Origin of the sequence: Brevibacterium rongguiense, from assembly GCF_009857845.1 — a bacterium.
In the GTDB taxonomy this organism is placed as follows: Bacteria; Actinomycetota; Actinomycetes; order Actinomycetales; family Brevibacteriaceae; genus Brevibacterium; species Brevibacterium rongguiense.
This window is the reverse complement of the sequence record NZ_WWEQ01000073.1, coordinates 1-12911: the sequence shown is the minus strand read 5'-3', so window position 1 is coordinate 12911 and position 12911 is coordinate 1. Positions and strand designations below refer to the sequence as shown.

The 12911-nt window shown below is 71.4% G+C and carries 10 protein-coding genes and 1 pseudogene; 5 read left to right on the top strand and 6 right to left on the bottom strand.

From position 1 onward, the window contains the following. Both hisD and nrdR read left to right on the top strand, forming a co-directional pair. On the top strand, positions 1–1130 hold a 1130-nt coding region (gene hisD / locus GSY69_RS12445; RefSeq protein ID WP_160954160.1), incomplete at its 5' end, for a histidinol dehydrogenase. Between the two features lies 1 nt (position 1131). Beyond that, positions 1132–1635, top strand: a complete 504-nt coding sequence (gene nrdR / locus GSY69_RS12440; protein ID WP_160954159.1) for a transcriptional regulator NrdR — start codon at positions 1132–1134, stop codon at positions 1633–1635. A gap of 654 nt (positions 1636–2289) precedes the next feature. On the opposite strand, the gene GSY69_RS12435 is transcribed toward nrdR, so the two are convergent. Continuing rightward, positions 2290–4509, bottom strand: coding sequence for a HelD family protein (locus tag GSY69_RS12435; protein ID WP_202411092.1), 2220 nt, complete (start codon positions 4507–4509; stop codon positions 2290–2292). 218 nt (positions 4510–4727) lie between these two features. After that, positions 4728–5525 carry a spermidine synthase gene (locus GSY69_RS12430; protein WP_160954157.1) on the bottom strand — a complete coding sequence of 266 codons (798 nt, stop codon included), beginning with the start codon at positions 5523–5525 and terminating at the stop codon, positions 4728–4730. 239 nt (positions 5526–5764) lie between these two features. On the opposite strand from GSY69_RS12430, the gene GSY69_RS12425 reads away from it, so the two are divergent. Continuing rightward, complete coding sequence (locus GSY69_RS12425; protein WP_160954156.1) at positions 5765–6892, top strand: DUF4192 family protein; 1128 nt, start codon at positions 5765–5767, stop codon at positions 6890–6892. Positions 6893–7347: 455 nt separating this feature from the next. After that, complete coding sequence (locus GSY69_RS12420) at positions 7348–8874, top strand: RNA polymerase sigma factor (RefSeq protein ID WP_160954162.1); 1527 nt, start codon at positions 7348–7350, stop codon at positions 8872–8874. Between the two features lie 264 nt (positions 8875–9138). Here the strand turns inward: GSY69_RS12420 and GSY69_RS12415 are convergent. The 4 genes and pseudogenes from GSY69_RS12415 to GSY69_RS12400 all read right to left on the bottom strand — a co-directional run. Next, a pseudogene (locus tag GSY69_RS12415) lies at positions 9139–9903 on the bottom strand (class C sortase); the annotation flags it as partial. Between the two features lie 136 nt (positions 9904–10039). Beyond that, complete coding sequence (locus GSY69_RS12410; protein ID WP_160954155.1) at positions 10040–11431, bottom strand: SpaH/EbpB family LPXTG-anchored major pilin; 1392 nt, start codon at positions 11429–11431, stop codon at positions 10040–10042. A 130-nt stretch (positions 11432–11561) separates the two neighbouring features. Then, positions 11562–11978 (bottom strand): prealbumin-like fold domain-containing protein, encoded by a 417-nt coding sequence (locus GSY69_RS15230; protein ID WP_160954161.1) that lies wholly within the window; start codon positions 11976–11978, stop codon positions 11562–11564. Positions 11979–11984: 6 nt separating this feature from the next. Then, positions 11985–12608: a hypothetical protein gene (locus GSY69_RS12400; RefSeq protein ID WP_235936535.1), complete on the bottom strand. Its 624-nt coding sequence runs from the start codon at positions 12606–12608 to the stop codon at positions 11985–11987. On the opposite strand from GSY69_RS12400, the gene GSY69_RS14755 reads away from it, so the two are divergent. Next, the coding region (locus GSY69_RS14755) for a hypothetical protein (RefSeq protein WP_235936534.1) at positions 12595–12911 on the top strand (317 nt) is incomplete at its 3' end. The two genes, GSY69_RS12400 and GSY69_RS14755, sit on opposite strands and share 14 nt — an antisense overlap.

Below are 12911 nucleotides of genomic sequence, written 5' to 3'. Positions count from 1 at the left end.
GCCTCGGCCGGCACGCGCAGCGCGTCCGGCCGCACGCCGTCGAAGCCCTCGCCGCCCTCGACCCGGCCGTGCGCGCCGCCCTCGAGGAGACGATTGCGCGCGCCCGCGCGGTCGCCGCAGCCGACCGCCGCGAATCGGTCGTCACGGAGTTCGCCCAGGGCGGGTCCGTGACGACGCGCTGGCTCCCGGTCGAGCGCGTGGGCCTCTACGTCCCCGGCGGCCTCGCCGTCTATCCCTCCACCGTCGTCATGAACGCGGTGCCCGCCCAGGAGGCGGGCGTGGGGTCGATCGCGCTGGCCTCGCCGCCGCGCGCCGACGGCCTGCCCCACCCCACGGTGCTCGCCACCGCGGAGCTCCTCGGCATCGACGAGGTCTGGGCGATCGGCGGCGCCCAGGCGATCGGCGCCTTCGCCTACGGCTTCTCCGACGGGGAGGAGCTCGACCCGGTGGACCTCATCACGGGCCCCGGCAACGCCTTCGTCGCCGCCGCGAAGTCGATTGTGCGCACCCAGGTGGGCATCGACGCGGTCGCCGGACCCACGGAGATCATCGTGCTCGCCGATGACACGGCCGATCCCGAGTACGTGGCCGCCGATCTCATCAGCCAGGCCGAGCACGACCCGAACGCGGCGGCGGTTCTCGTCACCGCCTCGGCGGACCTGGCCGAGCGCGTGCGCGAGGCGCTCGCGCGGCAGGTGCCGCAGCAGCGCCACGCCGAACGCATCGCTGCCGCCCTGAGCGGGGCGCAGTCCGCCCTCATCCTCGTCGACGATCTGGACGCGGGAATCGCCGTGCTCAACGCCTACGCGGGCGAGCACGTGGAACTCCAGGTCGAGCGCCCCGAGGCCGTCGTCGACCGGATCGTCAACGGCGGCTCCGTGTTCGTGGGCCCCCACTCGCCGGTGGCCCTGGGGGACTACTGCTCGGGCTCGAACCACGTGCTGCCCACGATGGGCACAGCCGCGTTCGCGTCCGCCCTGGGCGTGCAGTCGTTCCTGCGCGGCAGCCAGGTGATCGCCTACTCGCAAGAGGCCCTGGCGGCCGTCGCCGATCACATCGTCGCGCTGGCCGAGGCCGAGGACCTGCCCGCCCACGGCGGCGCGGTCGCCCTGCGCGGAGAGGAGCGCTGAGATGCACTGCCCCTTCTGCCGCCACGCCGACTCCCGCGTCGTGGACTCCCGCACCGCGGAGGACGGCTCCTCCATCCGCCGGCGGCGCCAGTGCCCCAACTGCATGCGCCGCTTCACGACGATCGAGGCGACGAGCCTGTCGGTCATCAAGCGCTCGGGGGTCACCGAGGAATTCTCCCGCCAGAAGGTCATCAGCGGGGTGCGCAAGGCGTGCCAGGGCCGGCCGGTGGGGGAGGACGACCTCGCGAAGCTCGCCCAGCGGGTCGAGGAGCTCATCCGAGCCCGCGGCATCGCCGAGGTCGACGCCGACGAAGTGGGCCTCGCGATCCTCGAGCCGCTGCGCGAGCTCGACCAGGTCGCCTACCTGCGATTCGCCAGCGTCTACCAGGGCTTCGACTCGCTCGAGGACTTCGAGGCCGCGATCGGCTCGCTGCGCGCCGAGCGCGATGCCGCCATCGCCGCCGCCGAGGGCGCCGACGGCGGGGCCGGCTCCGAACAGTCCTGAGCCAGCGGTGGGCGGAGCCTGCCGCGGACCGTGCCGCGGTCATTCCCAGGCGCACCAGTGGGCTGTGCGCCGCTTCCCAGCCCGCCGACGGCCTGTGTGCGGTGGCGGTGTGCGCGGATGAGCGGTGCGCGGTGCCGGCTCGGCGCGCGCGGCAGAGACTCGCACGGGTCCGGCCAGCGGGTTCTGCCTCGCGCGGCTCCGCCCTGCCGGGTGCCGGTGCTGCCTTCCCCCTGCTCGGCGCGCACTGCGGGAGCGAAGGCGGTCGCGCGCGCGGCGTCGATCGTGCCAGGTGAGAGGGGCGCGAAAAATTTCCGGAAGCGAAGCGCTGAAACCTGGAAGTTCTGTGTATGATGAGTGAGCGCACTCAGGTGCGCCCGCCGCCGGCGGCATCGGAGGGGAAGCCGACGCCGCCGGCGGCCTCTTTTGTCCGGTGCCCTGTGCCGGCCGCCGCCCGGTGATCGTGACGGCAGTGTCGAGGCGCGGGCGCGCGCTGGCCTGTCCGTCCCGCATGCTCACAGGGCACGCTGCTGCCGACGTGCCGCGGCGCCCCCTGACCGGCCCGTGGCCCACCGCTGTCCCGCCGCGGGGGCCGCGCGCGGCCCCCGGCACATTCACCGGCGCCTTGCTCCACCCGGCCGGCGGAAGCCCGCCGGCTCAGCCGGCGAGGAACGGGGTGAGCACGGAGGGCTGCGAGCCCATGATCCGCAGGCGGGCCGTGGAGCGGGTCAGCGCCACGTAGAGCTCGCCGATGCCCTGGCGATCGCCGGCCGGGGCCATGCGGGCCGGCTCCACGATGATGACCGAGTCGAACTCGAGGCCCTTGGCGCCGTAGGGGCTGAGCACCGCGACCGTGTGGTCGATGCCCGCCGGGCCCACGCCGAAGTCCACGTCCCCGGCCGCCGCGAGCGCCTCGGCGGCCTCGCGCACCTGCGCGTCGGCGGCGATGACCGCCACCCGGCCCCCGCCGAGGAGCGCGAGCTCATCGCGCACGGCGGCCGGCAGCGCAGCGGGCACCTCGGCGGGGCGCGCGAAGTCCTCGACAAGCGGCTCCCAGGTGCCCGCCCGGACGGGATCGGGCGTCTGCAGGCTCGGGAAGTAGGCGCCCAGCAGGTCGTTGGCCAGCCGCATGATCGTGCCCGGCGTGCGGTAGGAGACGGTGAGCTGCTCGAGGGCGAAGCGCTCGCCCACGTGCGGGGCCAGCACGGACTCCCACGTGCGCTCGACGTCGACATCGGAGGCCTGGGCGAGGTCGCCCACGAGCGTCGCGGACTTGCTGGGCACGCGGCGGAAGAGCAGGCGCAGCTGCATGGGGGAGAGCTCCTGGGCCTCATCGACGACGAGGTGGCCGTAGGTCCACTCGCGGTCGTCCGCGGCGCGCTCGGCCACGCTTGCCCCGTCGCCGGTCTCCGCATAGCGGCGGGCCAGTGCCTCGGCGGAGACCATCGCATCGGTGCCCGTCATCTCGAGCACCGCCTCGGCGTATTCGCGCTCCGCGCCGCTCGTGCCGGCGGCGGGGCGCGCACCCGTGCCGATCAGCTCCGCGATCTCGTCGATGAGCGGGACATCGTCGACCGTGAGCTCGGCCCCGGGAGCGCGGCGCAGCCGGGCCATGTCCTCGAACGAGAGGATGCCATCGGCGGCGGCGACGAGCCGGCGGGGCTTGGTGTAGAGGGCCTCGAGCACCCCGACGGGGCTCAGCGGCAGCCACAGGGAATTCACCGCGCGGCGCACATCGGCCGACATCCGCAGGTCATCGAGTAGCTCCGGCAGGGTGTCCTCGGTCAGCTCCGTGCCCGAGGCGCGGCCCAGCTCCTCGGCGAGGCTGCGCAGAAGCGCGGAGGCGAAGGTCTCGCGGGCCCGGTTGTGGGGGCTGCCGGTGCGCCGCGCGCGGTCACGGGCGGTCTTCGCCATGGCCCGGGTGAGCACGATCCGGTACTTGCCGACGCCCAGCTCCTCATCGGCCTGGGGCAGGCGCTGGTAGTTCTTCACCGCGCGCGCGATGACCCGGGCCATGCGCAGATCGCCCTTGACGGCGGCGGTGCGCGGCCCGTCGCGCAGGGTCGCCTCGATGCCCGGCACCAGCTGGCCCGGGGTGAGCAGTACCGCGCCGGTCTCGCCGAGCGAGGGGAGCACCTGCTCGATGTACTTGAGGAAGACCGTCGACGGGCCTACGAGGAGCACGCCCGACTTCTCGATGCGCCGGCGGTGCTGGTAGAGGAGGTAGGCGGCGCGGTGCAGCGCGACGGCGGTCTTGCCCGTGCCGGGCCCGCCCTGGACGACGACCACGCCGGCGAGGTCCTTGCGGATGATCCTGTCCTGCTCCGACTGGATCGTTGCCACGATGTCGCCCATCCGGCCGGTGCGGTGCTCCTCCAGAGCGGCGATGAGGGCGCCCTCGCCGTGAAGGGAGCCGCGCTCGGCCGCGTCGAGGGCGGAGAGGTCGAGGACATCGTCTTCGACGGAGATGACGGTGCGGCGGCGGGTGGCAATGTGGCGGCGCCGGACGATGCCGTCGGGGTCGGCGGCGGTCGCGCGGTAGAACGGCTCGCTGGCCGGTGCGCGCCAGTCCATGAGGAGCTGGGTCCGGTCCGCGGCAGACAGCCCGATGCGACCGATGTAGGTGGCCTCACCGGAGCGGGAGTCGATGCGCCCGAAGCACAGGCCCTCCTCCGCCCCGCGCAGCCGCATGAGCTGGTCCTCGTAGAGGGAGGCGAACGCATCGCGCTCGGAGCGGTTCTGGTGATTGCCGCCCACCTCCATCGCCCGCACGGCCGCGAGCTTGTCGGCGACCTCGGCGCGGACCTCGTCGAGGCGTGCGTACACGGTGTCCACGCTGCGCTGCTCGTGTGCGATCTCGGTCTCTTCGCTCACCATCCACCTTTCAGTCGGCAATCAATTATGCCGCCTCGGCGCGCTCGCGGCGTTCAGCCGTGCGCGGAAACACCGAAATTCGCGTACCCGCCACCGGCCTGCAACCCACGGGGGGCCTGCAGCCCGCCGGGGGCGTGCAGCTCGCCGGCGGTCTGCAGCTCCTCGGCGGCGGACGCCGCCGTCATCCCCTGCCCGCCTGCCCGGCGCTGGTCGCGCGGGCGTCAGTCGGCGATGCCCAGGTAGCGGTCGAGCTGGGCGCCGGAGAGCACTGTCGCGACGGCGGGCCCGCGCCGCAGCGCCTTCGCGGTACCGAGGGTGTCGATGGGCCCGGCGCTCGCGACCGCGACGACGTTGCCCCACCGGCGTCCGCGCACCTGGCCGGGGTCTGCGACGAGCGCGACGTGGGCGAAGACCGCCCGCAGTCGCGCGATCTCCGCGCGCAGGGCGCGGTGCGGCGGGCGATCGGCCACGTTGGCAAGCAGCAGGCCGGAGGGGCGCAGCGCGGCAGCGCTGGCGCCGAAGAACGCATCACCCGCCAGGGTCCCCGGGGTGGCATCGCCGGCGAAGGCGTCGCGGACCACGAGGTCGAGGGAGGCCGGCCGGAACGTCGTGATCTCATGGGCGCCGTCTCCGGGGCGCAGGCGCAGGGCGGGCGCGCGCGGCAGCTCGAACCATTCGCGCACGAGCTCGAGCAGGCGCGCGTCGATGTCGATCGCGGTCTGCCGGGAACCCGGCCGCCGAGCATCGAGCCAGCGCGGCAGCGCGCACGCCGCCGCGCCGATGTGGGCCGCGCGCAGCGCCTGGCCGGCGGGGAAGGAGGCGTCGATGACCCGGCCCATCCAGTCGAGGTATTCGAAGTCCAAACGCTGCGGGTCCGAGGCCGTGATGGGCGAGCTCGGCACGGCATTCACGTAGAGGATCCACGAGTCTGGCTCACCGGGCACCGGTTCGAGGCGCGCGGTGCCGGTGTCGATCTCGGCCTCGATCGACTCCTCGCGCCCCCCGCGTCTGCGTCCCATGGGGGGCAAGCCTAGCGGCGCGCCCAGGAGGCCGCCGGTCTGGAGGGCTCAGGCGCGGGATCCGGCGCGGTGGGCTCAGATTAGGCGGCATCCGGCTGGGGGCGCAGGCTCGAAGGCCATAGGCGCCGAAGGTCACAGGCCGCGGGTGGGGGCCGGGGTGCCCTGGGGACTGCCGGTCGCGCTCCACAGCGCGAGGATGGGGGAGAGCGCGCCGGCGCGTCCGGGTGTTGCCTGGGCGCATGGAGACCTTCTCGATCACCAGCCAGACCGACCTCATCGGCATCGTCCCGCACGTGCTGGGCTATCCGCCCGCCGATTCGCTCGTGGTGCTCACCACCGCGCGCGCTCCGGATGGGGCACGGCTGCTGGGCGTGTGCATGCGCCTCGACTTCGACCTGGTGACGGCCGCTGCCGTCGACCGTGCCGCCGCCTCCGCGCTTGCCGCCTCGCTGCGCGAGGCCGATACCGTCGAATGCGCCTACTCGATCCTCTACAGCGATGCACTCGCCGAGGCACTCGGCTACGGGTCCGGCCCCGCCGAGCCCGGTGCGGCAGAGATCCTGCGCACCGGAGTGGAGCGCGTGTGCGATGCCCTCCAGGCGGCCGGGATCGAGGTCAGTGCGCCCGTCTGGGTGGGCCGCGGGTTACGGGGCATGTGCGAGGGCGGCGCGGCCGAGGCGCTGCCCGGGCTCTCCGCCGCGGTGGCTTCGCACATGGCTGAGCAGGGCTCGCGCGTCAGCGAGGACTTCGGGCATGCGGCGGCCCTGCCGGAACCGCCCGCGCAGCTGCTGTCCGAGGTCGCGGTGCTGCGCGCGGCCAGCCCGGACGCCCTCGCGCTGCTCGCCGCGGTGCTCTCCGATGCCGTTGCCGTCTACGACGTGGCGCGCTCCGCGCCGGGCAGCGCTCGGCCGGTGCCCAGCGCGGCGGCGGTGCTGGCCTTCGAGGAGCTCACGGACGATCTGTGGGTGCGCGACCTGCTGCAGATGGTCCTCGGCTTCGAGCACCCGCAGTTGGGACCCGAGCGCCTGCGGTCCATGACCGCGGAGGAGTTCACCGTGGAGATCGTCGAGGCAGAGGACCGGATCGCGCTGGCCGCCCAGATGGCCGGTCTGTCGGAGGTGCGCCCGGACATGCAGCTGGCCGAGGCGGGGGTGGACTACCTGCGCGCCGTCGCCGGGGCGGTCGCGCTCAGCGCGCTGCCCGCGGTCCTCGCAATGCTCGCCTGGGCGGAATGGGCGCGCGCCCGGCACTCGTTCGCCGCGCACTATGCGCAGGCCGCGCTCGCGCTCGACCCGGACTACTCGCTCGCCCAGCTCATGCTGCGCGCCTCCGAGGCGGGCATGCCGCCCGCGTGGATGCGCGGCTGAGGTTGCTGTGACGCAGGCCACTCCATGGGGTCTTGCGCAAGGCGGATCGGCGCAGTAGTGATTTCGCACTGGGGGAATAGCGTGCCACAATCGGACGTTGACCCGGTTGTGCCGGATGGAGGCGAGTGCGCTCGCCCTCCTCCGCGCTTGACTTGGGTCTTATTGATGCCCGCGCATCGATGCCCCGCACTGCCCACTGCTGCGAAAGAGGTGTACTCGTGCCCACGAGTGAGAAGGAAACCGCCGCCGGCGCCACGCGCACGACGGCTGCGAAGAAGTCCGCCTCCGCATCCGGCAAGGCCGGGGCAGCCGCGAAGACGGCGACGAAGTCCGCTGCGGCGAAGGCGGCGACTGCCGCCGGTGCGAAGTCGGACTCCCCGAAGAGCGCGGCGGCCGCCACCACCGCGGCGAAGAAGCCCGCTGCGGCGAAGGCCGGCACGAAGAGCACCGCCGCCATGGCCACGGGCGCGAAGACCGCCACCACGAAGAGCACCGCTGCGAAGAGCACGGCCGCCAAGGCCGGCGCAACGAAGAGCGCTGCGACGAAGAGCGCTGCAGCGAAGAGCACCACTGCCAAGAGTGCTGCCGCCAAGAGCGCGCCGGCCGAGGCGAAGGCGGCACCGAAGACCACCGCGAAGTCGACAGCGGCGAAGAAGGCGGCCGGCACCTCGGGTGCGGCGAAGACCGCCGCGGCCAAGCCCGCGGCCGCGAAGAAGACCACCGCCAAGAAGACGGCCCCGGCCGGCGCCGGCGAGACCGCGGAGCAGGCGGAAGAGGCGGCCGCCGCCTCGGGTGCGCGCACCACCGGTGCGAAGGCGGCCGGCACGAAGGCGGCCGCCGGGAAGCCCGCGGCGAAGAAGGCCCCGGCCAAGGGCCGGGCCAAGAAGTCCGATGACGTCGAGGTCGACGCGTCTGCCGAAGAGGTCGAGGAAGAGGTCGAGACCCTCGAGGACACGGAGACCAAGAACTCCCAGGAGGAGCGCAAGGACGAGGCCGTCAAGGAGGCCGGCGGCTTCGTCGTCTCCGATGCCGACGACGACGACCAGCCGGCCCAGCAGGTCGCAACGGCCGGCGCGACGGCCGATCCGGTCAAGGACTACCTCAAGCAGATCGGCAAGGTGGCGCTGCTCAACGCCGCCGAGGAGGTCGACCTCGCCAAGCGCATCGAGGCCGGCATGTACGCCGAGCACCTGCTGGCGGAGGGCGCGGTCAAGGACACCCGCGACGCCCGGGACTACAAGTGGATCATCCACGACGGCCGGATCGCCAAGAACCACCTGCTCGAGGCCAACCTCCGACTGGTCGTCTCCCTGGCCAAGCGCTACACCGGCCGCGGCATGCTCTTCCTCGACCTCATCCAGGAGGGCAACCTGGGCCTCATCCGCGCGGTCGAGAAGTTCGACTACACGAAGGGCTTCAAGTTCTCGACCTATGCGACCTGGTGGATCCGCCAGGCGATCACTCGCGCGATGGCGGACCAGGCGCGCACCATCCGCATCCCGGTCCACATGGTCGAGGTCATCAACAAGCTCGCCCGCGTGCAGCGCCAGATGCTCCAGGACCTGGGCCGCGAGCCCGCTCCCGAGGAGCTGGCCAAGGAGCTCGACATGACGCCCGAGCGCGTCATCGAGGTGCAGAAGTACGGCCGGGAGCCGATCTCGCTGCACACGCCGCTGGGCGAGGACGGCGATTCGGAGTTCGGCGACCTCATCGAGGACTCCGAGGCGGTGGTGCCCGCGGACTCCGTCAGCTTCACCCTGCTCCAGGAGCAGCTGCACTCGGTGCTCGACACGCTCTCCGAGCGCGAGGCGGGCGTTGTGTCGATGCGCTTCGGGCTCAACGACGGCCAGCCCAAGACGCTCGATGAGATCGGCAAGGTCTACGGCGTCACGCGCGAGCGGATCCGTCAGATCGAGTCGAAGACGATGGCGAAGCTGCGCCACCCGTCGCGCTCCCAGGTGCTGCGCGACTACCTCGACTGAGTCACTACCGCGCGGCAGTGCAGCGCACTGCGGCGGCCGAAGGGCCCGGACGGATACCGTCCGGGCCTTTTGCGCATCAGTGGCGGCCCTGTTGCTCCGCTTCGCCCCGCGCCCGGCCCGCGGCGTGTGCGCGGGCCTCCGCCCACTCAGCCAGACATAGGCGAGCGCTGCGAGCAGGCAGGCCCCCAGGAGTACGGCCCACCACGGGAGCCCGGGGATGTTCGGGTCCGCGGTGCCGGACTGCGCATCGCCGGCAGGGGTGGGGAACACCCGCTCGGCGGTCACGAGAATGCGCTGCGAGTTGATGCCCAGGGGCGTGCACGTGACGAGCGTGACGAGGTCGCGACCCTCTTCGGGACGCAGGCGCTGGGTTTCGCTGGGATCGACGACCTCGGTGCGGATGACGCGATAGGACAGGACCTCGCCGAATGTGGTGAGCGTGAAGCGATCGCCTTTGCCCACCTGGTCGAGGTGGGTGAACATCGTCGCCTCGGCCAGGCCTCGATGGCCGGTGATGACGGATCGGGTGCCCTCGCCGCCCACCGGCAGCGAGGTGCCCTCGAGGTGCCCCAGGCCCTTGAGCAGCGTGGGATCCGACGTGCCGTGGTAGATGGGGAGGTCCAGCCCGATGCTCGGAATCTTCAGTCGGGACATGACGCCCGTGCCCGGGTCCTTGAGCTGGTCCGCGTAGGACGGCGCGCCGGCACCGGGGCGGCCCTGTGAGGCGGGGAGCCGCTCGTTGGCATTGAGGACCGCGCCGCTGACCAGCAGGCTGTTGTAGCGCCGTGCCTGTGCCAGGATGTGGGCGTCCTCGGCCCGATCGGGGTCGGAGGCAGTGGCGTCGCGGATTGCCTGCGACTGATCGAGCTGAGCGAACCACGCTGCGATGGAGGGGTATGCCCACACACATGCGCCGACGAGGGCGATGGCGGCGATGAGCGCGGGCAGCTTGGGAAAGACCCAGCGCCGTGTGCTCGGCGCAGTGCCGTCCCCGGCGGGCCGCGCAGGTGTGTCAAGGGGGGTGCTCATGGTGTCCTTCGAATCGCACTCCGCAGGGGAGCGCCGGTGACCGGTGCGGTCGACTGCATGCAATCGACCGCCCCGGCCTGCAGTGGATCGTGCCGGGCGGAGCCGCACTCATCGGAAGTGCGGCTCCCCGAGGGGATCAGCCCCGCCGGCGCCTGCGGCTGCTGGTCACGACGCCGGCGCCCACCGCGATGAGCACGAGCCCGATTCCGCAGATGGTGAGCATGAGCTGACCGTTGGCGCCGGTGAGCGGCAGCTTCGGGTGATTCTGCTGGACGTTCTCCACCTTGATGACGACGGGCGACGTCGTGCCGTTGGCCTTGACGGTCACCTTGCGCACCTGCTCGTCGAGCACGTAACCGGCGGGAGCCTTCGTCTCCTTGAGCCAGTAGTCCTTCTGCGCGACGTCGTTGTGGCCGACCCACAGGGAGATGTTCGCCCGGCCATCATCGCCGGTGGTCACGGTGCCCACCTTCGTGCTGGCACCGGCATCGGAGAAGATGTCGAACGTGGCGCCCGCGAGGGCCTTCGCCTCATCGCCCTGCGCGTACTTGAGGATCTGCAGCGGACCCCAGTTGGTGCTCGGCACGTTCGTGTCGTTCTTCGAGTCGTTGACGAACACCGTCGCCTTGTTCTTGATGACACCATCGTCGCCCAGCGAATTCACCTTGGTGACGAGCGTGATGCTGATATCGGTGCCCGCCTGGAGCTTGGCGCGGCCGGCAGCGGTGAATGTGATCGACACGAGTCCATTGGACTCTGCGACGGTGTAGTCCGTTCCCTGGGCGAAGCCGGCGTTGTCGACCTTCGCGGAGACGTAGGACAGGCGCGAGTCCAGCTGGTCGGTGACGACGAACTTGTCGAAGGACTTGGCGCTGGGCACGGGGGCCTTGATGTGCCAGGTGACCTCGGAGCCCAGCACGGGAGTGGCCGGAGCGTCGACGGTCTTCTCCGGCGTCGTGTCGTTGACCTGGTTCTTGGGGTAGACGTGGACGTCGTAGAGCCAGTTGCCGTTCGACTGCGGCAGGGGGAGGGTGACGAGGAACGGCTCGGACTTCGTCACGACGTTGTTCGAACCGGTATTGGTCTCCGTGACGAGGTAGAGGCCCAGCGGCAGCCCGGACTTCGTCGCGGTGCCGTCGGCGCCGGTGGTGACGGGCGAACCGGAGCCCAGCGTGTAGCCGTTGCCGCCGGTCACGTCGGAGGCCTGGACGCCCTTGATGATGTCCCAGCCCTCGGGGGTGGTCAGGTCGATCGCCTTGCCGCTCTTCTGCGAGACGGGCGCGATCGTGAACTCGACACCGGACAGGGGCTTGCCCAGATTGGACGTGTCGCCGATCTGGGTGCCGGCACCGGCAGAGCCCTCATTGCCCGCGAACTTGTGGATGGTCAGCGAACCGGTCTTCGACGGATCGATGTTGCCGACGCCGCCGGCTGCGTGGGCAGCGCCGCTCGACCAGCCGAGGCTGACGAGTGCGACGGCGACCGCGACGGCCAGCCACCGCCACAGGGTGGGGAGTGCGTTGCTCATGGTGTGCTCTTTCTTGTTCGGCGGGCCAGTGTGAGCGGGCCGCGCTGTTCTTCATTGAACGGGAAGGTCGGAGTGAACGTGCGGGGCTCGAGGACCGCGGCGCCGGCCGCGGTCTGAGTAGCAGTTGGGGTCAGGAGCGTCGCCTCCGCACGCGGAGCACGAGGCCGGCCGCTGCCGCGGCACCCACGAGAGAGGCACCGAGTACGAAGTACGGCAGGGAGCCGTTGCCACCCGTCAGGGGGAGTGCGACGGTGGGCGCTTGGTTGTTCGTGTATCGCCCCAGGTCGATCGCTAGTGCGTCAGCACGGATCGTGAACGGGTGCGGAGTCGAGTTGAGTTGATAGCCGGCCGGGGCCTTGGACTCCGTGAGCGTGTAATCACCCCATGTGAGGTCGACGACCCGGAATGCCCCGGCAGCCGGATCCTTGTCGGAGCCCGTGCAGGCGGTTGCCGCAGCCTCGATGCAGTCCTCGACCTTCACCGTGGCCGAACCGGGGCCCTTGAGCGACCAGACCGAGCCCTTGAGCGCATTGCCCGCAACGTCGATCTTCTTCTACGTGACGCTGCCGGGCTTGTCGACGTTCTTGAGGGTGCAGCTGGCGGACTGGCCGGTCGTGAGCGTGATCGTCTTCGCGTCCGCGTTGTATGTACCGCCCGTGCAGGTGATGGATTCCAGGTCGTAGCCGTCAAACTGGTCTTCGCTGAGCGCATAGGTCCCGGTGGCCACGTAGCGCTTCAGCCCCGAATCGAACGCGAGGCGGTCGGCCGTTCCCGCCTTGGCGAACAGGTGACCGTTCCAGCTCTCGGCTGCCCGCGTGCCCCCGTGCGTATTAGCGACCTGCTTGGTGAGCGTGAGCGTCTGGCAGGCGACCGTATTGGTCACCTGGTAGCTGTTCTTGCCCTCCTGGAGGGTCACACTGCGCCCGGACGCCGGCAGACTGGGGGAGCCGCTGATACCCGTTCCGGCTACCGTTGAGTCGGTGAGGGTGCAGCCCGGCAGTTTCGAGTCGCTGATCGAGGTGGTCTCGCTGAGCTTGACGGTGTCACCCGCGGTGTAGCCACCGCGCTCCTCGCCCCAGCTAGGTGGGCCCGTCTTGTTGCCGGTGGGCGCCACACCCAGCGTGGCGCTCAAGCCGTCGGGCTGCTTGCCGTGGGCATAGGGCGTGCCGTCGACCATCCATGTCTTGTCCGCCTGGAGTGAAGCGGCCTTGGGCGTGTTCGTCAGGGTGCACACGATGGACTGCCCGGACTGCGGAACCGTGAACGAGCCGCCGGTTGTTGACCCGGTGACGGCGGGCGACATCGGCTTGCCGTCGATCAGGCACTCGTACTTCGAGGCATACCGCGAGAGCTCGGGACTGATGCACGATCAGGTGTCACATGATCTGTGGCGCCGTGCGGCGTTGCAGGGAAGGATGTGCGCCATGCCCGCTCCCTATCCCCAAGAGTTCCGTGAGGACGTCGTCCGCGTCGCGAGGAA